Genomic DNA, 22436 nt, shown 5'->3' with positions numbered 1-22436 from the left:
CTAATATGAGTCTTGCAGCCTCACTAAGTTCCTAAAGCTTTCTGATCGTTGTTGAAGCTCTTGGTAATTGCCTGAGCAAACGATTTTGCCATTATCAAATTCGTATATACGATCACATCTTTGTATAGTGGAAAGACGATGAGCAATTACAACGGTTGTACAACGTCTCCCGACAATTTCAAGTGATTGAATGACATCAGATTCAGTCTTGTTGTCAAGAGCACTGGTTGCTTCATCAAGAACTAAAAATTTCGAATCCCTATAGAAAGCTCGAGCTAGTGCAATTCTTTGCCTTTGTCCACCAGAGAGGTTAATCCCATTTTCACCCAGTAGAGAATGTAGCCCAAAAGGCAATTCACTCACAAATTCCGCAAGTTGCGCTGACTCTAAAGAGTCCCACACACGTTCAACATTTATAACTTCTTCCTCGATCCCAAAAGCAATATTTTGCATAACAGACTTATCTAAGAGCTGAATGTTCTGAGGGACTTGAGAGCAGCAATTATGCCATGACTTGACATCAGTCAAGTCAACATCTATCCCGTCAAGCTTTAGTGAACCTTTCTGAGGGTTTAAAAGAGCTAATAATAAGTAAGCAGCTGTACTTTTACCACCTCCAGTTGGCCCAACAAATGCAACTCGTGAGCCAACAGGAACTGAGATATTGATATTATCTAAAACCAATTTTTTAGAATTTGGATAATGATATGATGCTGAATTTAACGATATCGTACGTAAGGGGAAAATCCCATCTGGAGAGGAAATATTAAACTTATTAACATCTTTAGCGTTATTTAGAATAAGTAATTCATTAATAATAGATAGCTCTGGCAATCCACCTCTTAGTTTTGAAACAGCCGTGAAAAAATCTTGTAAGGGCTTGGCTAGACGTAAAGCTCCTATAGACAGAGCAGCTAAGAATGGCAAAATTTCTAAGATTTGCTGACGATCTCCTGAAAGGATTCTTGGCAATACTCCTAAGGCAAAGATGGCAGTAATACCTAAAGGTTCTATGAGCATTCTCGGAAGCTCAGGCAAAACAAGGGATAAAGTGTCTGCCTGCTTGAACTCAAGAGTCGATTCCCTAAATCTCCTAGAAAAATAATCCTCAACTCCAACCAATTTTACATCCTTAATTGACTTGAACACTTCGAAAAAAGTTTGAGTATAAAGTTCTCTTGTACGTACCTTTTGAGCCGACGCGATTCGAAGCGCCGGTGTCATAACTACAGACATAATTATATAGCTCGCAATCATAGTAGTAAGCAACCCAAGAGCAATCGATTTCCCTATATAAACAATTCCGATAGTAAGAATGACGATTGAAACAAGATTGCTTACTCCTCGCAATATTGGAGTAACAATTTCCTTCAAAAGGCATTCCAGATTTCCCAATAAATCAGATGAAACTTTTGAAAGATTTGTAGAGAGGTGGTATTCGTATGGTTGACGAATAATTCCCGCAAAAATTTGATCAGATAGATCTAACCAGATGCCGCTTGCTGTTCTCTCTTGGACAATGCGTAAGACAATCCTAATTGCAGACTGCAACCAAGTTAAAAATATAAAAAGCGCTACAAGCCATAATGATTGCTGTAATTGACCACCACCAAAAACTCGTATACCAGGAAGAATATTACTTAAGCTTCCACCAATCAATGCCCCTGTCAAACGACCAACAACCGCTATCGAGGCAAAATCCAAAAATCCTGGAACTAATGAAAGCAAAACCAGCCATCGCATACTTTTTAAGCGATGGCGAGGAAGGAAGCTTAATAGCCTCAGTGATTCCTTAATCGATCGACTGCCCGCTAAGCCAAGCACCAGCAAAACACAACTCTCACTCAATGTATTGGTTTGCTAAGTAAAAACAGCCTGAGTACGCCAGACACTAAACTGATCGTCTAAACCCGAGAGAATTTACCAAAAGTCTCATTTTGGACTTAAGCTTATTCAATCTTCTACTGATTTTCAATATTATACCTGATGAGCTGATGAGAAGTTCATTACTATTTTCCCAAAATGGAAAACCTATCTCCAAATTGTGCAATAAAGAAGCCCAACGACTCCTCAAACTTTCTTCCGAAACAAGCGTAATAATCTCATCAACTTGAGCCTCAGGGGCACGCCAGTCTTGAGGTGATCTAATGGCTAATTTTATTCTATGCAAATCATAAGCAAAACTACCACAACCAATTTGATATGCAGTTTGATCTGGTGTCAATAAGTCGGCTAACGCATGATTAAAGCTTGTAAAAACAACGCATCCACTAGCTAAAGCCTCAATCGGTGGTAATCCAAATCCTTCAGAAACTCCCACTCCTTTCCAGTACTCTGCAGAGTCATAGATATACACTTTTGAAGAATTGAAGAGACCAACTAAGTCATCAACCCAGCCATGTTGAACCTCAACTCTGAAGCCATTCGCTTGAAGTGCAGGAACAAGTTTATTTAAAACATACGGACTACTTTTTCTAAGCTGTACGAGAACATCAATCGGACGTTCTCGTAAATTCGAGCGATCACCTCTTTCCAACCACTGTGGCTCCAGGGCGTTTGGAACCAAAAAGACTGGGTTACGAGGGGTCTTATCAGCCCAATAACCCAAAGTATTGCGACTTACAGCAACTATAGGAATACCAGGAGGCAAATCAAATCGATATCCACTGCTATGAGCTTGATACAGAACACTGCGACGATGAAGCTTTCTGAGCAATTGAGGAACATCAAACCCCCAACTCACCAACCAAAGGGAATCATCATCTTTTGGCATGATTTCCAAAAGATCATCTAAGTAAGGATGATTTTCTTGCCTCTCACGATATGTAACCACCTCAGTAGTTAACAAGCTCCCAAAAATCCGTGCAGTTTGAAGAGCAACACTTAACCCACCACATCTAAATCGGGCGCCAGTACCAGGTACTAGAACCCGAATGCGCTGAAATGAGATTGACTGATCAGAAGTTCTTAATGACTTAAGCAGTCGCTGCCTCCGTGCTTCCTGCACGCTGTCGGCGGGTAAGGAAACCAAACAGAACCTTTCCGATGGCAGCCACAAGATTACCTTCAAGCTCCTGGAACATTTTCATGTTCAAGTGAAATGCCTGATTGGCCTCCTCTACGATGCGATCCGCCATGGCCTGGTCAATCGGCAAGGCATCCATCGCCGAGCGGTAGGTGGTCTTGAAGGCTTTTTCGTCCGCGATTTCAGGAAACACGTAAAAGTGCAGTCCATCATCGGTGGGGTTATTCATCGCCTTCTGAGCAATGTTCTTAAGGATCTGTCCGCCGGAGAGATCGCCCAGGTAGCGGGTGTAGTGATGACCCACAAGCAACTCAGGCGCGGTCTGAGCGACTTCACGAATCCGAGCGACATACTCCGTTGCCGCAGGAGAGGCTTCGATCTGTTGACGCCACTCAGGCCCGAAATAGAAAGCGAGGTCTTCCTCAAGGGCTGTGACGCGATCGAGCTGTTCAAAGGCAATCGGGGCCAACACGGGGTGATCCTTGAGTCGATGCATCTCCTCTTCCATGGCTTCATAGACAAAGAAGAGATCTGCCACCAACTTGCGATAGCTCAGCTTGTCCACCACACCCTTCAGGAAGCAGCTCACGAAGCCGGTGTTCTCGGCCATGGTGTGTGACTTTTTCGTTCCTTCCCGGAGCTGGGTAGCCAGAGCGACGGACATACGAGTGAAAAACGAAGCGATTGAACGACCTTAAATTCAGTTTCTTGAGATGGCCCTGATCAGTTGCGAAGGGTTAAGAACTAGTGCGATTGAGCACACCCTGTTCGAACACTTCAAACAACTCTCGACAGATCAATTGCAGCTGCTCCACCTGATCCCTATGGGGTAGATGGGGGCCAGCCGGCAACCAATCGCCCACCGTTGCCAAACGCCAACGTTCGCCATCAAAGGTCATGCCACGCATCACCACGCCAAGAAGGGATGGGCAAGACGAGTCCATCCCTTCCCCCTCCGGCTTGAGCCGTAACTGCAGCAACAAACTGCGGCACTGCAGCCGCGGACTCCAGCCTGGGAAATCGAAGGCCAAATCCAAGGTTGCGGCCTCGTCCCAATGGCGGGTGCAAGGGTCATCACGCCAAGGGCTCAAATTCGGCTGCGCCGCAGGGAACTGCCGTCTCACCAGCGTGACGCTGGAAGCCAAAGTCTGAGCCAAAGCCACGCTATGGACCGCTGCCGCTGCATTCACAGGGTTCATCGCCTCTGAACCAAGGGTGAAGCTTCAGCAGGGCTTGCGCCAGCTGCCGTTACGGTTCATCCACAGCGACAACAAACCCCTGGCAGCTCCCCTCACTCGGTTCAGTCTTGAAGGACGCATCGGATATCCCGGTCAGGCCCGCTACACCTTCAGATCGGAATCGATCAGCACCGCAGCCGCACAGTCACCGCGAATGTTATCGAGACCGGCCAAAATCGCTCCTCTTTCCCAATATCACGAGTGAGCTCGAACACGGAGACAGGAGCGTCTGAAGCGAGTTGGACCTGTCGCTCTTGCTAGACCCGAATCTGCGACACGGTGTCATCGCTTGAGCCATCGTCGATCAACACCAATCGCTCCACACCTGGTACGGCGAGCACGCGCTCAATAATCGCGGTGATCACAGCCTGCTCGTTGAAACAAGCGGCCACGATCCAGACACCTTCAGGTTTCACCCTGGATCGTGGAGAGGGAATCAAGAGGAACTTAAGAGAGCACCCGCCGAGTCATAAGCTCGCCCAATCCAAAATGCCGCCAGGCAGCGACCCCTCCATGGCTCAGTTTGAGAAGCTCACCGCCCCGATCAAGGGCACAGCAATCCGCTTCGAAAACGGCCAACCCGTGGTGGGGAACGATCCGATCATCCCTTTCATTCGCGGAGACGGCACCGGAGTGGACATCTGGCCCGCCACCCAAAAGGTGCTCGATGCGGCTGTGGCTCAGGCCTACAAAGGCCAAAAAACGATCGAATGGTTCAAGGTCTATGCCGGTGATGAGGCCTGTGATCTTTATGGCACCTATCAATATCTTCCAGAAGACACCCTGGAAGCGATCCGCAGCTTCGGCGTGGCCATCAAAGGCCCCCTCACCACGCCAGTGGGTGGCGGAATCCGCTCGCTGAATGTCGCCCTGCGACAAATTTTCGATCTCTACTGCTGTGTCCGGCCCTGCAGCTACTACGAAGGCACCCCCAGTCCCCACAAGCGCCCCCAAGACCTTGACGTGATCGTCTACCGAGAAAACACGGAAGACATCTATATGGGAATTGAGTGGGAAGCCGACGATCCGATCGGCCAAGAACTGCGCAAGCACCTCAATGAGGTGGTTATTCCTGCCAACGGCAAGCTCGGCAAGCGGCAAATCCCAGAAGGATCGGGCATCGGGATCAAGCCCGTGAGCAAGCACGGCAGCCAGCGCCACATCCGCAAAGCGATCCAACACGCGCTGCGCCTGGAAGGGAACAAGCGTCACGTGACGCTTGTGCACAAAGGCAACATCATGAAATTCACGGAAGGTGCTTTCCGCGACTGGGGCTATGAGCTAGCCACCACTGAATTCCGCGATGTTTGTATCACCGAACGTGAGAGCTGGATTCTCGACAATCTCGACCGCGATCACTCGCTCAGCGCCCAGGACAATGCGCGCATGATTGAGCCCGGCTACGACAGCCTCACGCCCGAGAAAAAAGAGACGATCGATTCGGAAGTGCGGGAGGTGCTCGCAACGATTGGCGAAAGCCACGGCTATGGCAAATGGAAAAGCATGGTGCTGGTGGACGACCGCATCGCCGACAGCATTTTCCAGCAAATCCAAACCCGCCCCCAGGAGTATTCGATCCTGGCCACCCTCAACCTCAATGGCGATTACATCTCCGATGCCGCCGCCGCGATGGTGGGAGGTCTTGGCATGGCCCCTGGAGCCAACATCGGCGAAACAGCCGCCATCTTTGAGGCCACCCATGGCACCGCCCCCAAGCACGCAGGACTGGATCGCATCAACCCCGGGTCCGTAATCCTGAGCGGCGTGATGATGCTGGAATTCCTCGGCTGGCAAGAGGCGGCCGACCTGATCACCAAGGGGCTCAGCGCAGCCATCAAGGACAAGCAGGTCACCTATGACCTCGCCCGACTGATGGAACCCAAAGTGGATCCAGTGAGCTGCAGTGGCTTTGCAGACGCGATCATCGAGCGCTTTTGATCACCTACAGGCCGATTCAGGTCAGAATCGGCCTATGGCTTTTGTCGACCCAAGCGACCCCTGCGTTCACTGCGGATTTTGTTTGCCCACCTGCGCCAGCTACCGGGTGCTTGGCACGGAGATGGATTCCCCGCGCGGGCGCATCCACACCCTCAAAGCAATCGAGGCTGGAGAGCTGGAGATGGATGCCACGGTGGCCAGCCATTTCGACAGCTGCTTGGGCTGCTTCGCCTGCGTGACCGCCTGTCCATCAGGCGTGCGTTACGACCAGCTGATTGAAGCGACCCGCCCAAAGCTCAACCAACCGGAGTTCCGCAGCAGCTGGCAAACCAGTTTCCGGCAGCTGCTGCTGATGGTGCTGCCCTACCCCAACCGCCTGCGCGCTGTTCTGCAGCCCTTGCGCGCCTATGCCGGCACAGAGCTACAGCGGTTCACGCGGAGAACGGGGCTGTTACGGCTGCTGGGTCCACAACTGGCAGCGATGGAAGCGCTCTTGCCTCCTTTGCCGCCTGAAGGGTTTACCGATCGTTTCCCGCGGGTGAATCCAGCACACGGCAAGCAACGGGGACGGGTGGGCTTGGTGCTTGGTTGCGTGCAACGTTGCTTTGATCCAGGGGTGAATGAGGCCACTGTTGCCGTTTTGCAGGCCAATGGCTTCGAGGTGGTGATTCCAGCCGATCAAGGCTGCTGCGGGGCGGTGAGCCATCACCAAGGCCAACTCCAACAAACCCAGGAACTGGCCAGCGCCTTGGTGCAGAGCTTTTCAGAGGAGGCCCTGGATGCCGTGCTCGTGGCCGCCTCCGGCTGCGGGCACACCATGAAGGCCTATGGGGAGCTTCTCGATGGAGAAGACAACTTCACAGCACCGGTGATGGACGTGCATGAATTCCTGGCGAATCGCGGGCTTTCAGAGTCGTTTCAACAAGCGCTCAGGCCGCTGCCCTGCACGGTGGCGTATCACGACGCCTGCCACATGATCCATGGCCAGGGGATTGCCGCCCAGCCCAGGGACTTGCTGCGTGCCATTCCCCAACTCAGGCTCAAAGAAGCCACAGAAGCCGGAGTGTGTTGCGGGAGTGCCGGCATCTACAACCTGGTACAACCCGACGAGGCCGCAGAACTCGGCCAACTCAAAGCCGACGACCTCAGCAGCACCGGAGCCGAGATTGTGGCTAGCGCCAACATCGGTTGCAGCCTGCAACTGAGGCGTTACCTCAGCCAAGACGGCCCCAAGGTGGAGCACCCGATGGAACTGCTCGCACGCTCCGCTGGTGTGGGGCCGTTCAGCGCTACGCCAAGCAAGTCCTAAAGCCCTTCACCCTTCAAGCCTTCGAGCCAACGCCAAGCCTCGGTGAGAGTGTCTGGCTCACCGAGATTGCCTGGAAAGGTGATCACCGGCAGTGGATCGCTGGGACCAGCGATGGGGCGCACGAGCGACAAGCCTGGCAAGAGCTGCCCCTCCAGCTGCACAGCCTCGAGGCCAAGCCCCTCCACAAGCAGGGTGCCGGTGGTGATGCCTCCTTTGCTGATCAGATAGCCAAGCCGCGGTGCCACCCCGGCCAGCAAACGGGCCATCAAGGATGCGAGCTCCATTCCAAAGCGCAACCGCCGCGCCGCCGCACCTGCTCCAAACTCCAATTCACCACGACTAGAAAACAGCACTGGCGTGAGCCCCTCCTCCAGCGCCAGCTCCAGCTGACTGCGCCATTCAGCCTCCATATCCGGCAGGAGCCAATCAGAAGATCCTCCCTCCAGCACCCTGGCGATGCGAGCCACCGGCAACGCAATGCCGCGGCAACGCGCATTGGCCAGCAGATCTTTCAACTGCTGATCTGCCAAGGCCACGTGGGAGCCCACCACCACCAAGCCAGGGAGCGTCTGACCCAAGGGATCCCGGCGACGCAAGCCCACCAGGCCGCTGGCATCCAGGGGCTGGGGTCCCAAGGGCGATGGACCGGAATCCACCAGGCCATTAAGCAGGCTTGCCGCTGAACGGAACAAGAAACGCTTGCGCCCCTGCAGCCGGCGGATTGCGACTCCGAGCGCCCGGAGATGCTCAGGGTGGGTCGCATCGACGACAACAGATCTGTTGGCGTCTAACGCCTCAAGACAAGCCAAGAGATCCTCCGCTCGCTCTGCTTCCAGCAACGCAAGCGGGATTCGCACCACTGCGTCTGCAGCGATCTGGCCAGCACTCTTTTCTTCGAGCCACTCCGCCAGATCACTCGTGCCGTAACCAAACAGGCGATCTCGGGCAAACGCCGTGGTGTGCACAGGCTCTCCATGGAGCAGATGCACCCCGTTCACGGTGGTGCGCCCTCCTTCTAAAAATGCAGGCACATGCAAGGTGGCATCCACCGCAGCGAAGTGCTCCTCCCAGGCCTGCGCCAGCACCTGGGGTTCGAGCACGCCGTGACCACGCAGGGTGGAATCACCGCGGCTCACGAGCAGCAGCTCATGCTCCTGAAGGCCTTCAGCGGCCATGGCCAGCACCAGAGCGTCCACAATCTCGCGGATGCGGGATGCCGCGGCCTCAGGCGTGAGCGCCCGCGTGTTCGCCAACACAAACAGCAACGGCGAGGGATGGCCTAATCCCTTACGCAATGCCGCTTGATCCCAACGCAACAGCAGCGGGCAACTGTGCACCGTCTGAGAACCGGTGGGATCGTCGTCGATTACGACAATCTTCATGGCACGATCGGTTGTTGTATTGATCTGGCCTGGTCGCTCACGTGCCTGAACAAGGGATGTCCTCCACAGCGGTACTAGCACCCAAGTCTCTTGAGGAGCTTGGCCAACTCATCGCCGACCTGCATGCCGAAGGACGGCCCTGGGTCCCCTCCGGCCTGGGCAGCCGTCTGCACTGGGGCCCTCCCCTCGCCGCAGATTCGGGGCCGGTGCTGAGCATGCGCGAGCTGTCCGGAATCATTGACCACGCGGTTGATGACCTCACGATCACCGTGGATGCCGGCATGCCCTTGGCCGACCTCCAGGCAGCCCTGGCCGAGCATCAGCAATGGCTGCCGCTCAACTGGCCCTGGGGCAGCAGCATGGCCTCGCCTTCATCGGCGGGAACGATCGGCGGACTTGTGGCCAGGGGGTTGTCTGGAGGTCTGCGCCAACGTCACTTAGGCGTGCGCGACCAGATCATTGGCATCAGCTTGATCCGCAGCGATGGGGTGAGCGCCCGTGCGGGCGGGCGGGTCGTGAAAAACGTGGCGGGCTATGACCTAATGCGACTGCTCTGCGGCAGCTGGGGCAGCCTCGCCTTGATCAGCGCGCTCACCTTGCGCGTGCAACCGATTCGTGAACCACGCGGTCAGCTGGTCCTGGACGGTGATGTCAGCCAACTCGAAGCCTTCCGAGCCGCAGTGGTGGGCAGCAGCTTCACACCCGAATGGATGGATTGGGAGCTGCGCCCGGACCAGGGCGCAAAGATCCTGCTGGGCGTGGCCAGCATCAGTGATGGTGCGGTCGTCGACCAACTCAACCGGCTCGAGACACTCGCTGACCAGCAGGGGCTAAGCACAGAGCGCATGCCCTGGGAGACCCCCATCCCGGAAGGATCTTTCACCCACGAAGATCCGGCCTGGCTGCTGCGCCTCTGCCTACCGCCCGCCCAGCTCCAGCATTTGTTCAGCTCGCGCGAATGCACGGCTCTCAAGGGCTGGTCTTGGCAGCTCGCCGCTGGAGCCGGCAGCGGCGAGGCCTGGCAACCCAGCGGTTCTCCCACACCGGAATACCTGATCGAAGCACTGAGACGGCGGGTGATGGAGTTAGGGGGTCAGCTCAGCGCGCTGATCCAACCTGGAACCCAGCCAGGGGCTCTACCCGCCTGGCTGGATGCCCCATCCCGCCCCTTGATTGAAGCCGTGAAGCATCAGTTTGACCCGAAACAACAGCTCTGCAGAGGACGGCTGCCCGGGGTGGCAGCGCCTCTCAACTCAGCGCATAGCGGCAGCTGAGCTGGAGACTGTCTCCAGGTGCGAGCTCGAGCTTGCCGTCCCCTGTGATCAGGGACTGACGCGGGCCGGTCCAGGGCTCGAGGCAGACCATCGAGCGAGGGGGCTCGGTCCAGACCACCGTGAGATCCATGGGCGCTTGATGCTGCAGCTGCAAACGCGTTCCCGCAGCCTCATCCACCAGGGTGACCGGTCCAGCAGGGCGGGTGAGAAAGTCCACCCCCTCTGGCAATCTGCTCAATTGGCCTGCGGTTTCAGCCTCTGCCATCACGAGGTGGTTGAGGCACTGGGGTGCCAAACCTTCGAGGCTGGTGCGACTGAGATCGGTCACGTTGAAATAGGGATGGAGACCAAAACTGAACGGCATCGACTCGCCGTCTTCATTGGCATTCGCAATCGTGGTGGTGATCTCCAGGGCACCATTCACCGGCCGCACCGCCATCTCCACACGGAAGCGGAACGGATAGTCCGCACGAGTCTCTTCCGTATCGGTTAAGCACAAAAGCACGCCGCTTTGGTCATCGAGCAGCTCCAGCTGCCAGGGCAAGCCGCGCGCAAAGCCATGCTGCTTGAGGGTGGCGTCACCGCTCTTCAAAGGCAGCCGGTCGCCGGGAAGGTTTCCGCAGATGGGGAAGAGCACGGGAATCCCACCTCGGATGCTCTGCTTTGGATCGGCGTAACGCGTCTGGTCAAAATAAAGAATCTCTCGCCCGTTGCAGAGCCATTCCGTGACAATGCCGCCGCGTTCAGGCACCACCCGCAGGCGATCACCACTTTGAGGATGGACGTATTCCCAGTGGGTATACGGCGTTGACAGTTGACGAAGGGTCATGGCCATGAAACCCGGAGCTTCCTCAGTGTGACCACAGGGCAGTGATCCGCGCAGCCATGGTTTCAATCCTCTTGGAGACTTTTCATGGGTTGGCTTTGCAGGGAACCCAGCCAATCGAGCAGGGCCTTGTTCACCTGATCCGGGACCTCATCATGAGGACAATGGCCGGCTTCTAACACCACTTCATGGGTGTTCTCCGGAGCATGGCGCTGAAAGCTTGCCCGGCGTCCGGCGGCATTGATCCAGGGATCACGGATCCCCCAGAGCAAGAACAGTGGGGATTGAAGCTGGGCAAACAACTCATCGAGAGGTTGACCGCTGGGAATATCAAAGACAGTGCGAAACACCCCAAAAGCACCAGGATCCAGCGACGGAAGACGAATCGCCTCCACCAGGGCGTCGTCGACATTGGTGCGATCGACGTACACCTGATTGAGGGTGCGCCGAATCGTGGAGCGCCGGCGCAAATTCTCAAACAACACCCGTTGCAGCACTGGGCTTTTGAGCAGGGCTGAACCAATCGTTCGGCGAGCGATGGAGCCCCAGCCACTGGGCTTCGCGCGCTGTTCATCGCTGAAGGGGCCAGCGGCATTGAGAAGCACCACACCTGCCGACTGATCTTTTAAAGCGGCCCCAGCCGCTAAGGCAGCAAACCCCCCGAGCGAATTTCCAGCAATCACGGTGGGGCGGCCGATCCGCTCCTGGACATAAGCCACCAACTGGTCGCGCCAGAGCGCACCGCCGTAGGTGAGCCCTGCTGGTTTGGCGCTGCGGCCGAAGCCAAGGAGATCGAGCGCATGCACTTCGTATTCGCTTGCCAGCACGGGGATGTTGTGGCGCCAATGGTCGGTAGAAGCGCCAAAACCATGCACAAGCAACAGCGCTGGTCGCGTTTTGGCCTGGGCCGCGGCCTCAGGCTGATCAGGCATTTGGCAAAGACCATGCACTGCATGGTTTTCAAACTGCCACCAGGTCTCTCCCACCACTCTCTGTTCGTCGGGCGGCGATGCTAGGCATCCTGTTCATTCCTCCGCAGCGCCGAGCACTTGCCAACGATGGACACTTACGAGATGGGGCCCCTGCTGCAAAGCAGCACGCTCAGCGGAGGCCTGTTTTGGGCGCTTGCCCTCTACCTGCCGCTTAGTGGCCCCCTGCAAAGACTGGAGGCAAGCCTGGAGGACAGCCCCCTCACTGGGGCCTGGCGTCAGGCCGCGTTGGTGATCAGCAGTCTTTTGCTCGCCCTTGCTGTGGGTGTGATCACCCAACTCATCTTGGCCTGGGCGCTCGGTCCAGGCTGGGCCTCCAGCCTGGCCTTAATCACCATTGGCTGGAGTTTGTTTCTCGTGGTCGCCCGCGGGCAAGGGGACTAAATCAAACCAACGGGATCAGCCGCCACCTCGCCATCCACCTTGTCGTCGTCGTCAGGCTTATCACCACCAATCACCAACCGAAGCAGCACCGGTGCCAGAAAAGTGGTGCCGATCACCATCAACAGAATCGCCGCCTCAAGCGACGGAGACAGAAGCTTGGCGCTAGTGCCTAGTCCCAAGAAAATCAAACCCACCTCTCCGCGAGGCATCATTCCAAGCCCCACCACAAGGCGGCGGGTGGGTTGCTTGCTCACAAAGGCCCATCCCGCAGCAATCTTGCCGATCACGGCAACCACAAACAGGAAGGCGGCAATGATCAGGGCGGCGCGGCTAGCGGGATCAGAAGGGTTGATCACCGAGAGATCCATGCCGGCACCCACCAGCACAAAGAAGATCGTGGCGAACAAGGTCACAATCGGCAGCACCGCCTGCTGAATGGCGTGATTGTGCTTTGAGCTGCTGAGGATCAGGCCAGCCGCGAAGGCGCCAAGGGCGGCTTCCAAACCAATCGCGGTGGCGGTGAAGCAGCTCAGCGCGAGAATCACGAATGAGGCCACCAGCACCTCACCCGGTGCCTTGAGTTTGTCGATCAGCCAGTCAAACGCGGGGGCAGCCGTGCGGCTCAAGCCAATCGCCGCCACAACGAACACAGCGGCGGCCGCCACGAGCTTGACGATTGGTCCAATTTCCAGGCTTCCGCCGGAGGCCAAGGCGATCACCACAGCCAAGATCACGATGCCGAGGATGTCATCGAGAACGGCCGCACCGATCACGATCTGCCCCTCACGGGTTTTCAAATATCCGAGTTCTCCAAACACGCTGGCGGTAATGCCAATGCTGGTGGCGGTCATCGACGCACCTGCAAAAATCGCCGGGATCGCTCCTACATGGAAAATCGCCATCAGCCCCCACGTGCCCAGGGCAAATGGCAACACCACACCCGCTACAGCAACGGTGAAAGCCTGCGTGCCAACGGCGATCAGCTCATCGAGCTCACTCTCTAGACCGGTGAGGAACAGCAGGGCAAACAGACCCAGTTGCGCCACGGATTCCAGCGCTGGGAAGCTCTCGTTGTAGAGCTCCGTCACCGATTCGGGGGGCACATTGCCAAGGGAGCTCAGCAGGGTGACCAGGCCATTGCTTAGCTCCACTTGCGTTTCAGGTGGCACCAAGAGATGCAAACCAGAGGCGCCGATCAGCACACCAGCCAGCAGCTCTCCGAGGATGGTGGGGAGCTGGAGGCGAACCAGAACCTCAGCCAGCGCTCGCGCCGCCACGAAAATCAGCATGAAGCGGCCAACCCCAATCAAGGTTCCCGCCATCTCGAGATCGTGGGCAGACAGTTCAGCCAACAGCGGCATGAGAACGGGCGGCATCGCAGCAGCGAGCATCGGAATCGGCATGTTTTCTCAGCGGGACCTTAAGGGCAAACACGGTCAGCGGCCGCGCATTAGGAACCTGTGCTTGCTGATGGCAACAAAAAGGACGCCTCGGTCACAGTTCCTGCACCGTTTCAAGCTTTCTTCGCTCAAGTCCACCACACTTGACCCAACACAAAAAGCAAACGCCATATTTCTCCCTCCATGAGCAGCTCCGAACCCCTCGATCTTCGCCTTCCAACTCCTGGTTGCTACGCCGACCCAGAACGGGCCGGTTTGGACGCTGATGCCGTCTTCGACGGCATGACAGAGCATCTGTTTTTCACTCTGGGCAAGCTTGCGCCATCTGCTAGCCGTCATGACCTGTACATGGCTCTTAGCTATGCCGTGCGCGATCGGCTGATGACCCGTTACCTGGCCAGCATTGAAGCGATTCGGGCTCGACCGCAAAAAACGGTGGCCTATTTGTCTGCGGAGTTCCTGATTGGACCGCAACTGGCCAACAACCTGCTCAATTTGGGCATCCAAAACGAAGCAGAAGAAGCCGTAAAACGCTTCGGGATTGAATCCCTGCAGCAAATTATCGAGGTGGAAGAAGAGCCAGGCTTGGGCAATGGCGGCCTGGGGCGCCTAGCCGCTTGCTACATGGAGTCGCTCGCAAGCCTGCAAATTCCAGCCACGGGCTATGGCATCCGCTACGAATTTGGAATTTTTGATCAGCTGATCCGTGATGGCTGGCAGGTGGAGGTCACTGACAAGTGGTTGAAGGGGGGTTGGCCCTGGGAACTGCCCCAACCCGATCAGGCCTGCTTTGTGGGTTTTGGCGGCCGCACGGAGAGCTACCTCGACGACAAAGGCAACTACCGCTCGCGCTGGATCCCATCGGATCACGCCATTGGCGTACCCCATGATGTGCCCGTTCTCGGCTACCGCGTGAACACTTGCGATCGTCTGCGTCTCTGGCGCGCCGATGCCACAGAAAGCTTTGACTTCTACGCGTTCAACATTGGCGATTACTACGGCGCTGTGGAAGAGAAGGTGGGCAGCGAAACCCTTTCCAAAGTGCTGTATCCGAACGACGGCACCGATGAAGGCCGGCGCCTGCGCCTGAAACAGCAGCACTTCTTTGTGAGCTGCTCCCTTCAGGACATGTTGCGCAGCCTTGATAACCGTGGGCTGTCCGTTGACGACTTCCCTGAGTACTGGACCGTTCAGCTCAACGACACCCATCCCGCCATTGCGGTCGCAGAACTGATGCGTCTGCTGATCGATGATCGCCACATGGAATGGGATAAGGCGTGGGACATCACCCGGCGTTCCGTGGCTTACACCAACCACACCCTGCTTCCCGAGGCACTCGAGAAATGGGATCTCAACCTGTTCGGGAGCCTGCTACCTAGGCACCTCGAGCTGATTTACGAAATCAACCGCCGCTTCCTGCAGCAGGTGCGCTTGCGCTACCCGGGCAATGAGGCGATTCAGCGCAAACTATCGATCATTGATGAGGACGGCGGGAAGTCGATCCGCATGGCCCATCTCGCCACCATTGGCGCCCATCACGTGAATGGAGTGGCGGCTCTCCACTCCGACTTGGTGCGTGAGCAGCTGATGCCTGAATTTGCTGAGCTCTGGCCTGAAAAATTCACCAACGTGACCAATGGCGTGACCCCTAGGCGCTGGGTTGCTCTCTCCAATCCCGGACTTTCCAGCCTGCTTGATGAGCATGTGGGCCCCGACTGGGTCACCAACATGGAGCTTCTGCGCAAGCTTGAGGATCGCCAGAACGACTCTGGCTTCCTAAAGCATTGGGAAGACACCAAGCTCTCCGTGAAGCGCAAGCTGTCGACCTACATCCACCGCAACACGGGCGTGTTGGTGGACCCATCCAGCCTGTTTGACGTGCAGGTGAAGCGGATCCATGAGTACAAACGCCAGCACCTCAACGCTCTGCAGGTGATCACCCAGTACCTCAGGATCAAAAATGGCCAGGCCGATGGCATGGCACCACGCACGGTGATCTTTGGAGGTAAGGCAGCACCTGGCTATTACATGGCCAAGTTGATCATCCGCTTCATCAACGGCATCGCCGAAACGATCAATGCAGATCCGGATATGGACGGACGACTGCGAGTGGTGTTCCTGGCTGATTACAACGTGAAGCTGGGCGAACAGGTGTATCCCGCATCGGATCTTTCCGAACAGATCTCCACGGCTGGCAAGGAAGCCTCCGGCACCGGCAACATGAAGTTCGCGATGAATGGAGCGCTCACGATTGGCACCCTCGATGGCGCCAACGTGGAAATCCGTGAGCACGTGGGTGCAGAAAACTTCTTCCTCTTTGGCAAGACCGTCGAAGAAATTGCTGCCCTCAAGCAAAGCGGTTACAGGCCTTGGGAAGTGGTGGAGTCTGTTCCTGAGCTCGCTGAGGCCATCCGCTTGGTGGAGATGGGTCACTTCAGCAATGGCGATGGTGAGCTGTTCCGTCCTCTGATCGACAACCTCACGGGGAATGATCCCTTCTTCGTGATGGCTGATTTCGCCGATTACTTGCGCGCTCAAGATGCGGTGAGCCTGGCCTGGACCGATCGCCATCACTGGAACCGGATGTCGGTGTTGAACAGCGCCAGAAGCGGCTTCTTCTCATCGGATCGTTCGATCCGTGACTACTGCCGTGACATCTGGAAAGTGGGGCCCATGCCGGTTGAGATCACCTGTGACGTGCGCTGATTAAGGGCACAGCCATTGAACTTGCGTTAAAAAAGCCCTCGCACAACGCGAGGGCTTTTTTTTGAGCGGCATTGATCTCAGCTGGTTCAGCTGCGATCAGGAAGATCAGGGGTTTGGTGCAGCAGGCGATTCAAACGCAAGCGATCAGCATTAAGAGGGTCGGGGGCGAGCTCACCGGCCAGCTCCCTGAATTTCTGTTCAATATCGTCGGGCACACGCACATCAAAAATGCGCTCCATCAACGCTTCGATGGAAAACAAATGAGCATTGATATTTTCAAGATCAGCCATCGCTTGATGGATGGCATCAGCAGGCTCTTCTCCACCACCCATCGGGGTGGCATGGGTTTGGGCGTCAGCGCCCGGAGTGCCGTGTTGCTTTTGGAGATCCTCCAGCACGCGACCAGACAGGGTTCTAAAGGCTTGAAGCGCCGCCCAACTCAGCTCCTGCTGCTGACGCAACGTTGGTGACTCTCTGATCAGACGGTCGTGCTCTCGATAAAAGCGTTGACAGTCAGGACATTGACAGGGCTCTTCAGGCAAAGCAGACCCTCAGTTATTAGCCATCATCGCACCTGATCAGGCCGCTAGCGGTGGATCCTGATCGAACCCAGACCGATCACCTAGCTGATCACCTAACGGATCTCCATCCCTGTCCACAACTCCTGGAAGCGGAATCTCGATCGAGCTCACCACATTGAGCGCATCGCGCAAACGCATGGAGTCGGCAAACCAACCCATCGCTTGTTCAGTGTCTCCACGACTCTCAGCATCACTGGCCTGATCTTCATGGGCTTCCGCCAAGAGGGCGAGCCAGCAGAGGCAGCGCGCTTGCACCACAGACAAATCAAGGTCTGTTGGCTGGCTGGCAGCGATACGCTCGCTTTCCTGCTGAACCAAAAGCCGCATCCGAAGCTCGTGAAGCTGGGTCATGGAACCGGTTCACACCCTCAAAAATAGCGGGACTTAAGCATCTGGCTAGCCCATCCAATCAATCCAAGGCAACCAATCAATTTGTATCAATGAGAGGGAGAAGTTCAGCCTGACTGACTATCCAATGGGATTCAGTTCACGCTCTAAATGGCTCGCAAGCTTGGTTTGTTTTCAGACTTCAAGGCTTTCATCAACAAAGGCAATGTGGTTGATCTCGCCATTGCCGTTGTGATTGCGGGAGCTTTCGGCAAGGTAGTTAGCTCGGTTGTCACCTTATTGATGACCAATGCGCTCGAGCCTGCCTTGAAGGCCGCCAACGTGGACTCAATCAATTCCTGGCCAGCAGGCAGCGTGATTGTGGCGATCATCAACTTTCTGGTGATCGCCTTTGTGTGCTTTTTGATTGTGAAATCAATTGGGGCCTCAAAGCGGAAGCAAGAGGTCATTGCCGAAACAAAGCCTGACCCCCAAGCTCAACTGGCTTCCGCCATCACTCGGCTTACCGAAGCTCTAGAGCGCAAGGGTTTCTGAAGCGCTTGGCCAATGGATCCGATAGGCGCGGCTGCGACCCTCCCCGATCGGCTCGATCGCCTGCTGTTCCACGAGTTCGCTCAGATCGCCTCGCCATCAAGCGGGGGCTCCAGCGTTTCCAGCCTGCTCAGCAGCTCATGGCGTGCCGTACGGGCCTGTTCAAGCAGAGGCTCCAGAGCAGAGCTCTTCCAACGGAACCGGGGCCAGTCTGGCTGCTGCCATATCCAGGATGAAGCCATTAATCCAGCTTAATCGCTTCATCTGGCGAAGCAATTCATAGCAAGGAATCGCTTCATTGAGCCAGTGTCTGGACTTGAGACTCCATGAAAAGCTCTGCGGCCCGTAGGGATTCAAAAAACGGACTGGCGGGACTCGAACCGATGACCGTCGCTCGGGAACACTCCGAGCGACAGTAAAACCCTGCATCTACTTTCCGGAAGCCAGCAAGCCTGCCCAGGCACTCACCAAACAGAGCAGGCAAATCCTTCTCCGCCTCATGAAGGCAAACGGCATGCTCAACGCCCCTGCGGGATTTAAGGACAGCGCAGAGGCCCCTGATTCATACCGTATATACTTACGCGTACACACACAAAGAGAGGTTTCCTTTGGAGGTCCTCCCCAGCCGCGTGTTCATGAATGGCAACAGCCAGGCCGTGCGCATCCCAGCCGAGTTTCGCCTCAGCAGCGACCGGGTGCAGATCAGCCGCACCCCAGAGGGTGATCTGCTCGTTCACCCCTGCCCCAGCCAGCGCGGTCAGGCCCTGATGCAGGCGCTCAACGGTTTTGATGCGGATTTTGTGGACGCACTGGAGCAGCAACAGGCCGAAAAGCTGCCCGTGCAGGAACGAGACGAGCTGTGATCTACCTGCTCGACACGAACATCCTGATTTATCTGACCAAGAACCGTCCGCCCCAGGTGGCTGATCGCATCGATGGCATCAGCGACGAAGACAGCCTGGCTATGTCATTTGTGACTTGGGCCGAGCTGTTGCGCGGGGCGGAAGGCAGTCAGCGCCGAGAGGCCACCTTGCAGCAGCTGGAAGCGCTGACCCGCCTGGTGCATGTGCTTTATCCGCAGGGGCAGGGCATCTGTGAGCACTACGCCGTTCAGGCCACCGCCTTGAAGCGCCGCGCCACACCGATTGGTGCCAACGACCTCTGGATCGCCTGCCATGCCTTGAGCATCGGCGCCACCTTGGTCAGCCACAACGTCGGCGAGTTCAGCCGGATCGAGGGGCTGCAGCTGGTGGACTGGGCAGCTTGAATTGACCCCACAGACCAGCACGATTACAGCCCAGCCGCCTCAGCACCCCGCCTGCGCCAGGGCCAAGCGCTTGCCGCCTACGCCTCTGGCAATCAACGCTCCACAGCCGGCGACTCCTGCGCCCGCTCCCGAAGACGCTGTTGGTGCCGCACGAAGGCTATGATTTAGTGCTTGCAAGAATCCGTCAAATTATGGCTACCAATTCTTGCCCTTCTGTTCTCAAGCTTGTCGGCAGTAACGGTCAGATCTCCTTGGGCAAGCAATACTCCGGTCGTCATGTCCTCGTCGAGGAAAGAGAGCCTGGTGTCTGGGTCGTTCGCACCGCCACGGTGATTCCTGATAACGAGCGCTGGTTGCATGAACCCGCCGCCGCGGAACACCTACAAGCTGCAATGGCATGGTCTGCCAGCCATCCGCCAGCGGATGCTGATCTGGAGGACACCCTGAAGGCCTTCGCCCATGGCGAAGCCTGAGCCAACAATCCGTCTGGATCTGAACAACCCGGTGTTCCAGGGGCAACTGCTGAGCCTGCAGAAGGCTGAGCGCCATGCAGCGCTTGACACGCTGAACAAGATCCGCCAGCTCACCTGGAACCAGCTCTATGGCGACCGGGGCCTCAAGTGGGAGAAGATCACCAGCATCAAGCCTCCTTCGGAGATTGACGCGGTCTACTCATTGCGGATCAGTCGATCACGCCGGGCCACGGCCCACAGAGACGGCGACTTTATGCGGCTGCTCAGCATCGCCCCAGACCATGATTCAACTTACGGAAAACTGTGAAGACTCTTGTGCACCTTCCGATGGACCGTTAACAAACGCTTTGCTCGAAGAAAGCCATTGGTCGCAGTGCGACATGGAGATGCATGAACATCCCACCGCGACCTGCGCGAGCTGGAGCAGGGAGCCAAGGTGTCGTTGGTGTCGGATCTCTTGGGCAGGCTGCGCAAGGAAATCCAGTTGGTGGCCAAGGCGATCAACGAACTGTTCCTCAGCAGCCCTCACCAAGTGAAGAGCTGGGACCGGCACACGCACCCAGCAACCGTCGTGTGAAGGCCAACGCCGCCCGGCAACCGGCCGGCCAAGACGAGCCGAATCGAGCTGCGGGCCACAGAGGACGACCGCAGTTCCTTCCTGCTCTCCCAGGGGCGGCTAGCCGCACAGAGGGTGCTGGCTGATCGGCAGCACGTCCTGCTCGATGCAGACGCCCCGCAGGAATGGGAGCGGATCAACAGCCGCCCGGCCCGCAGCCTGCCCGGCCTGACGCGCCTGCTGGAGCGTCCCTCGCCCTTTGCCAAGCCCGCGGCGGATCAGCCCCAGACGTGAGCCGCTACAGCCCTCCGGAGCTGCTGGCGGCCCGTCACCAACTCGCAGGCTTTCTCTGCCGCTCCAAGGAGCAGACCACCTGGCTGGTGGAGTTCGCCAAGCAGGCCCATGGAACTGGCACCACCCGCGTGTTTGGGGTCACACAGATCGATCAATCAGCCGTCGTTGCCTACTACGCCTGGTGCATAGCGAGCGTGGGAATCACGCAGCCCGTTGCCCTGCTGGCCCGCTTGGGGGTCGACGAACGTCATAAAGGCCAAGGCCTCGGTGCGGCTCTGCTGCTGGATGTGATCTCAAGGGTCGCGAGCCTCAGCGACGCCATCGGCTGCCGCGGCTTGCTGGTGCATGCCGAATCCCGGCAAGCCCGAGGCTTCTATGAACATCTGATCCCTGAGTTCGAGCGATCACCCACTGATCCCCTGCACTTGTTGCTGCTGCTCAAGGACATCCGCCGCACAATGGGGCGCTGAAGCAGGCTTCACGCCGGTGGGATCGCCCCCAACAGCAACGGCTGGCAGGAGCCTCTTTTCGACCCTTGAAATCCATCAAAGTTATGGAGTCAACGGGGTTTCACAAAACGGGGCTGGCGGGACTCGAACCCACGACCTACGGTTTAGGAAACCGTCGCTCTATCCGGCTGAGCTACAGCCCCTCGCAGGCCATTATGGGGGTTGAAAGTAGGCGAGGTGATCGCAATGGATGGGTGTTGCCCTCGGGCTGCAGTCATCGGTTGAGGAAAGTCCGGGCTCCCCGATGGCCAGGCTTGCTGGGTAATGCCCAGTGCGGGTGACCGTGAGGAGAGTGCCACAGAAACACACCGCCGATGGCCGGTTCTGCCGGCACAGGCAAGGGTGCAAAGGTGCGGTAAGAGCGCACCAGCAGCATCGAGAGGTGCTGGCTCGGTAAACCCCGGCTGGGAGCAAGGCCAAGGAACGACGGGTGGCCATCTTCCTCGTTCCGCCAGAGTGCGCCGCTCGAGGTCGTCGGTAACGGCGATCCCAGATAGATGATCACCCCCCTTCCTTGGAAGGGTGAACAGAACCCGGCTTATGTCCTGCTTTCACCCCTTTTTTTGATGGTCCCTCTGGCTGCATCAACAGAAACGTGCAGCTAAAACCAAGGCATTCGCATCCGAAGGAGTTGCTGTGATCACTCCCCAGCGTGAACAGCAACTAAAAGAGCTCTGGCGCCAACTGGTTGCCGGTTCAAGCGGTACCAAAGAGAGCGAACTGGGCCAGGAGCAGTTGGAGCATCTCGACGAAGCGCTCACCCACACCTCCACAGGGCTCGCCCGCCACCACGAACAGCTGGAATTTCTTGGTGATGCCGTGCTGCGGCTGGCGGCCTCGGATTTCATCGAATCCGAACATCCTCAGATGCCTGTGGGGGAACGCTCTGCCTTACGGGCACAGCTTGTGAGCGACCGCTGGCTGGCGAACTTGGGGGGAAGAATCGGGATTGAATCACTGCTGAATCTTGGAGCCAAGGCCAGCGGTGACTTGGCCGCACGGGCCACCCTCCGCGCCGAGCACTGCGAAGCCCTAATCGGTGCGATCTACCGGATCAGCGGCATGGTGTCTCCAGTGCAGACGTGGCTCACTCCCTATTGGCGCGAAACGAGCCATGAGGTGCTCGCCGATCCCCACCGCGGAAACAGCAAGTCGGCGCTGCAGGAATGGACCCAAGCCCAGGGGCTAGGGCTGCCGACCTACACCTGCCAGGAAATCAGCAGGCGCCATGGCGATCCGCGGCGCTTTCATTGCCAGGTGTTCATTCAAGACCAAAACAGCCCAACGGCAGAAGCCTGGGGCGGATCAAGGCGTCAGGCGGAGCAGCAGGCGGCCAAAGCGGCGATGCAACAAACAACACTTGCAAGTGTTCTATCAAGCTCTCAAACTCAAAGCAGCTGAGGCAG

The 22436-nt window shown here is 57.0% G+C and carries 28 protein-coding genes, 1 tRNA gene and 1 other RNA gene; 17 read left to right on the top strand and 13 right to left on the bottom strand.

Features of this window, described 5'->3' with window-relative positions:
* The 4 genes from SynMVIR181_RS01250 to SynMVIR181_RS01235 all read right to left on the bottom strand — a co-directional run bounded on the left by SynMVIR181_RS01250 (nt 1) and on the right by SynMVIR181_RS01235 (nt 4224).
* Nucleotides 1–1824 carry an ABC transporter ATP-binding protein gene (locus SynMVIR181_RS01250; RefSeq protein ID WP_255444484.1) on the bottom strand — a complete coding sequence of 608 codons (1824 nt, stop codon included), beginning with the start codon at nt 1822–1824 and terminating at the stop codon, nt 1–3.
* A gap of 67 nt (nt 1825–1891) precedes the next feature.
* Entirely contained in the window at nt 1892–2833 is a 942-nt protein-coding gene (locus SynMVIR181_RS01245) for a glycosyltransferase (RefSeq protein ID WP_255444357.1), read from the bottom strand.
* A 142-nt stretch (nt 2834–2975) separates the two neighbouring features.
* Nucleotides 2976–3689: a heme oxygenase (biliverdin-producing) gene (locus tag SynMVIR181_RS01240; RefSeq protein WP_186589716.1), complete on the bottom strand. Its 714-nt coding sequence runs from the start codon at nt 3687–3689 to the stop codon at nt 2976–2978.
* 73 nt (nt 3690–3762) lie between these two features.
* Nucleotides 3763–4224, bottom strand: coding sequence for a hypothetical protein (locus SynMVIR181_RS01235; protein ID WP_186589715.1), 462 nt, complete (start codon nt 4222–4224; stop codon nt 3763–3765).
* Nucleotides 4225–4240: 16 nt separating this feature from the next.
* Between SynMVIR181_RS01235 and SynMVIR181_RS13435 the strand changes: the two genes are divergently transcribed.
* Nucleotides 4241–4468 carry a hypothetical protein gene (locus SynMVIR181_RS13435; protein WP_370593860.1) on the top strand — a complete coding sequence of 76 codons (228 nt, stop codon included), beginning with the start codon at nt 4241–4243 and terminating at the stop codon, nt 4466–4468.
* Nucleotides 4469–4520: 52 nt separating this feature from the next.
* On the opposite strand, the gene SynMVIR181_RS13430 is transcribed toward SynMVIR181_RS13435, so the two are convergent.
* A complete protein-coding gene (locus SynMVIR181_RS13430; RefSeq protein ID WP_370593859.1) occupies nt 4521–4679 on the bottom strand; it encodes a glycosyltransferase in 159 nt (52 codons plus the stop codon).
* Between the two features lie 97 nt (nt 4680–4776).
* On the opposite strand from SynMVIR181_RS13430, the gene SynMVIR181_RS01225 reads away from it, so the two are divergent.
* Nucleotides 4777–6201, top strand: a complete 1425-nt coding sequence (locus SynMVIR181_RS01225) for an NADP-dependent isocitrate dehydrogenase (protein ID WP_186589714.1) — start codon at nt 4777–4779, stop codon at nt 6199–6201.
* 34 nt (nt 6202–6235) lie between these two features.
* Nucleotides 6236–7510, top strand: coding sequence for a (Fe-S)-binding protein (locus SynMVIR181_RS01220; protein ID WP_186589713.1), 1275 nt, complete (start codon nt 6236–6238; stop codon nt 7508–7510).
* Here SynMVIR181_RS01220 and SynMVIR181_RS01215 read toward each other — a convergent pair.
* The gene (locus SynMVIR181_RS01215; protein WP_186589712.1) at nt 7507–8892 is read right to left on the bottom strand and encodes a four-carbon acid sugar kinase family protein; all 1386 of its coding nucleotides are present in this window, start codon (nt 8890–8892) and stop codon (nt 7507–7509) included. The genes SynMVIR181_RS01220 and SynMVIR181_RS01215 overlap by 4 nt on opposite strands.
* Nucleotides 8893–8948: 56 nt before the next feature.
* Between SynMVIR181_RS01215 and SynMVIR181_RS01210 the strand changes: the two genes are divergently transcribed.
* Entirely contained in the window at nt 8949–10166 is a 1218-nt protein-coding gene (locus SynMVIR181_RS01210; RefSeq protein WP_186589711.1) for an FAD-binding oxidoreductase, read from the top strand.
* On the opposite strand, the gene SynMVIR181_RS01205 is transcribed toward SynMVIR181_RS01210, so the two are convergent.
* Nucleotides 10141–11001, bottom strand: coding sequence for a galactose mutarotase (locus SynMVIR181_RS01205; protein ID WP_186589710.1), 861 nt, complete (start codon nt 10999–11001; stop codon nt 10141–10143). The two genes, SynMVIR181_RS01210 and SynMVIR181_RS01205, sit on opposite strands and share 26 nt — an antisense overlap.
* 56 nt (nt 11002–11057) lie before the next feature.
* Entirely contained in the window at nt 11058–11924 is an 867-nt protein-coding gene (locus SynMVIR181_RS01200; protein WP_255444483.1) for an alpha/beta fold hydrolase, read from the bottom strand.
* A 126-nt stretch (nt 11925–12050) separates the two neighbouring features.
* Here SynMVIR181_RS01200 and SynMVIR181_RS01195 point away from each other — a divergent pair, with 126 nt between their 5' ends.
* The gene (locus SynMVIR181_RS01195; RefSeq protein ID WP_186589708.1) at nt 12051–12365 is read left to right on the top strand and encodes a hypothetical protein; all 315 of its coding nucleotides are present in this window, start codon (nt 12051–12053) and stop codon (nt 12363–12365) included.
* Here SynMVIR181_RS01195 and SynMVIR181_RS01190 read toward each other — a convergent pair.
* Nucleotides 12362–13756: a cation:proton antiporter gene (locus SynMVIR181_RS01190; RefSeq protein WP_186590427.1), complete on the bottom strand. Its 1395-nt coding sequence runs from the start codon at nt 13754–13756 to the stop codon at nt 12362–12364. The two genes, SynMVIR181_RS01195 and SynMVIR181_RS01190, sit on opposite strands and share 4 nt — an antisense overlap.
* A gap of 192 nt (nt 13757–13948) precedes the next feature.
* On the opposite strand from SynMVIR181_RS01190, the gene SynMVIR181_RS01185 reads away from it, so the two are divergent.
* Nucleotides 13949–16471 (top strand): glycogen/starch/alpha-glucan phosphorylase, encoded by a 2523-nt coding sequence (locus SynMVIR181_RS01185; protein ID WP_186589707.1) that lies wholly within the window; start codon nt 13949–13951, stop codon nt 16469–16471.
* Between the two features lie 86 nt (nt 16472–16557).
* Here the strand turns inward: SynMVIR181_RS01185 and SynMVIR181_RS01180 are convergent, their stop codons facing one another.
* Nucleotides 16558–17013 carry a hypothetical protein gene (locus tag SynMVIR181_RS01180; protein WP_006853778.1) on the bottom strand — a complete coding sequence of 152 codons (456 nt, stop codon included), beginning with the start codon at nt 17011–17013 and terminating at the stop codon, nt 16558–16560.
* 36 nt (nt 17014–17049) lie between these two features.
* Nucleotides 17050–17403, bottom strand: a complete 354-nt coding sequence (locus SynMVIR181_RS01175) for a hypothetical protein (RefSeq protein ID WP_186589706.1) — start codon at nt 17401–17403, stop codon at nt 17050–17052.
* 147 nt (nt 17404–17550) lie between these two features.
* Between SynMVIR181_RS01175 and mscL the strand changes: the two genes are divergently transcribed.
* The gene (gene mscL, locus SynMVIR181_RS01170) at nt 17551–17934 is read left to right on the top strand and encodes a large conductance mechanosensitive channel protein MscL (RefSeq protein ID WP_186589705.1); all 384 of its coding nucleotides are present in this window, start codon (nt 17551–17553) and stop codon (nt 17932–17934) included.
* An 80-nt stretch (nt 17935–18014) separates the two neighbouring features.
* Here the strand turns inward: mscL and SynMVIR181_RS01165 are convergent, their stop codons facing one another.
* The gene (locus SynMVIR181_RS01165) at nt 18015–18173 is read right to left on the bottom strand and encodes a DUF4172 domain-containing protein (protein ID WP_255444353.1); all 159 of its coding nucleotides are present in this window, start codon (nt 18171–18173) and stop codon (nt 18015–18017) included.
* Between the two features lie 366 nt (nt 18174–18539).
* Between SynMVIR181_RS01165 and SynMVIR181_RS01160 the strand changes: the two genes are divergently transcribed.
* The 8 genes from SynMVIR181_RS01160 (at nt 18540) to SynMVIR181_RS01125 (ending at nt 20991) form a co-directional block, all read left to right on the top strand.
* On the top strand, nt 18540–18794 hold the full coding sequence (locus SynMVIR181_RS01160) for an antitoxin (protein ID WP_186589704.1): 255 nt from the start codon (nt 18540–18542) through the stop codon (nt 18792–18794).
* Complete coding sequence (locus SynMVIR181_RS01155; RefSeq protein WP_186589703.1) at nt 18791–19198, top strand: type II toxin-antitoxin system VapC family toxin; 408 nt, start codon at nt 18791–18793, stop codon at nt 19196–19198. The genes SynMVIR181_RS01160 and SynMVIR181_RS01155 overlap by 4 nt, the downstream gene beginning before the upstream one ends.
* A gap of 1 nt (nt 19199) precedes the next feature.
* Entirely contained in the window at nt 19200–19361 is a 162-nt protein-coding gene (locus tag SynMVIR181_RS01150) for a hypothetical protein (RefSeq protein ID WP_186589702.1), read from the top strand.
* A 28-nt stretch (nt 19362–19389) separates the two neighbouring features.
* Entirely contained in the window at nt 19390–19671 is a 282-nt protein-coding gene (locus SynMVIR181_RS01145) for a hypothetical protein (RefSeq protein WP_186589701.1), read from the top strand.
* Nucleotides 19658–19978 carry a hypothetical protein gene (locus SynMVIR181_RS01140; RefSeq protein WP_186589700.1) on the top strand — a complete coding sequence of 107 codons (321 nt, stop codon included), beginning with the start codon at nt 19658–19660 and terminating at the stop codon, nt 19976–19978. Before SynMVIR181_RS01145 ends, SynMVIR181_RS01140 begins: the two co-directional genes overlap by 14 nt.
* Nucleotides 19979–20061: 83 nt before the next feature.
* Nucleotides 20062–20373 (top strand): hypothetical protein, encoded by a 312-nt coding sequence (locus SynMVIR181_RS01135; protein WP_186589699.1) that lies wholly within the window; start codon nt 20062–20064, stop codon nt 20371–20373.
* Nucleotides 20363–20521, top strand: coding sequence for a hypothetical protein (locus SynMVIR181_RS01130; RefSeq protein WP_255444351.1), 159 nt, complete (start codon nt 20363–20365; stop codon nt 20519–20521). Before SynMVIR181_RS01135 ends, SynMVIR181_RS01130 begins: the two co-directional genes overlap by 11 nt.
* Nucleotides 20518–20991, top strand: a complete 474-nt coding sequence (locus SynMVIR181_RS01125; RefSeq protein ID WP_186590425.1) for a GNAT family N-acetyltransferase — start codon at nt 20518–20520, stop codon at nt 20989–20991. The genes SynMVIR181_RS01130 and SynMVIR181_RS01125 overlap by 4 nt, the downstream gene beginning before the upstream one ends.
* A 108-nt stretch (nt 20992–21099) precedes the next feature.
* On the opposite strand, the gene SynMVIR181_RS01120 is transcribed toward SynMVIR181_RS01125, so the two are convergent.
* Nucleotides 21100–21173, bottom strand: a tRNA-Arg gene (locus SynMVIR181_RS01120).
* Nucleotides 21174–21194: 21 nt separating this feature from the next.
* Here SynMVIR181_RS01120 and rnpB point away from each other — a divergent pair.
* Nucleotides 21195–21587, top strand: an RNA gene (gene rnpB / locus SynMVIR181_RS01115) — RNase P RNA component class A.
* 79 nt (nt 21588–21666) lie between these two features.
* Nucleotides 21667–22431, top strand: coding sequence for a ribonuclease III (gene rnc / locus SynMVIR181_RS01110; protein WP_186589698.1), 765 nt, complete (start codon nt 21667–21669; stop codon nt 22429–22431).
* Nucleotides 22432–22436 lie beyond the last annotated feature (5 nt).

The sequence above is a fragment of the Synechococcus sp. MVIR-18-1 genome, from assembly GCF_014279835.1.
In the GTDB taxonomy this organism is placed as follows: domain Bacteria; phylum Cyanobacteriota; class Cyanobacteriia; order PCC-6307; family Cyanobiaceae; genus Synechococcus_C.
The sequence above is the reverse complement of the archived record's forward strand: the minus strand, read 5'-3'. Positions and strand labels throughout refer to the sequence as shown.

Coding starts and splice junctions, on each gene's coding strand:
- SynMVIR181_RS01195 (WP_186589708.1), top strand. CDS start 12,051: ATGGACACTTACGAGATGGGGCCCCTGCTGCAAAGCAGCACGCTCAGC.
- SynMVIR181_RS01135 (WP_186589699.1), top strand. CDS start 20,062: ATGAACATCCCACCGCGACCTGCGCGAGCTGGAGCAGGGAGCCAAGGT.
- SynMVIR181_RS01225 (WP_186589714.1), top strand. CDS start 4,777: ATGGCTCAGTTTGAGAAGCTCACCGCCCCGATCAAGGGCACAGCAATC.
- SynMVIR181_RS01190 (WP_186590427.1), bottom strand. CDS start 13,756: ATGCTCGCTGCTGCGATGCCGCCCGTTCTCATGCCGCTGTTGGCTGAA.
- SynMVIR181_RS01185 (WP_186589707.1), top strand. CDS start 13,949: ATGAGCAGCTCCGAACCCCTCGATCTTCGCCTTCCAACTCCTGGTTGC.
- SynMVIR181_RS01235 (WP_186589715.1), bottom strand. CDS start 4,224: ATGAACCCTGTGAATGCAGCGGCAGCGGTCCATAGCGTGGCTTTGGCT.
- SynMVIR181_RS01165 (WP_255444353.1), bottom strand. CDS start 18,173: ATGGCTTCATCCTGGATATGGCAGCAGCCAGACTGGCCCCGGTTCCGT.
- SynMVIR181_RS01140 (WP_186589700.1), top strand. CDS start 19,658: ATGGCGAAGCCTGAGCCAACAATCCGTCTGGATCTGAACAACCCGGTG.
- SynMVIR181_RS01215 (WP_186589712.1), bottom strand. CDS start 8,892: ATGAAGATTGTCGTAATCGACGACGATCCCACCGGTTCTCAGACGGTG.
- SynMVIR181_RS01205 (WP_186589710.1), bottom strand. CDS start 11,001: ATGGCCATGACCCTTCGTCAACTGTCAACGCCGTATACCCACTGGGAA.
- mscL (WP_186589705.1), top strand. CDS start 17,551: ATGGCTCGCAAGCTTGGTTTGTTTTCAGACTTCAAGGCTTTCATCAAC.
- SynMVIR181_RS01175 (WP_186589706.1), bottom strand. CDS start 17,403: ATGACCCAGCTTCACGAGCTTCGGATGCGGCTTTTGGTTCAGCAGGAA.
- SynMVIR181_RS01200 (WP_255444483.1), bottom strand. CDS start 11,924: ATGCCTGATCAGCCTGAGGCCGCGGCCCAGGCCAAAACGCGACCAGCG.
- SynMVIR181_RS01220 (WP_186589713.1), top strand. CDS start 6,236: ATGGCTTTTGTCGACCCAAGCGACCCCTGCGTTCACTGCGGATTTTGT.
- SynMVIR181_RS01145 (WP_186589701.1), top strand. CDS start 19,390: ATGGCTACCAATTCTTGCCCTTCTGTTCTCAAGCTTGTCGGCAGTAAC.
- SynMVIR181_RS01240 (WP_186589716.1), bottom strand. CDS start 3,689: ATGTCCGTCGCTCTGGCTACCCAGCTCCGGGAAGGAACGAAAAAGTCA.
- SynMVIR181_RS01210 (WP_186589711.1), top strand. CDS start 8,949: ATGTCCTCCACAGCGGTACTAGCACCCAAGTCTCTTGAGGAGCTTGGC.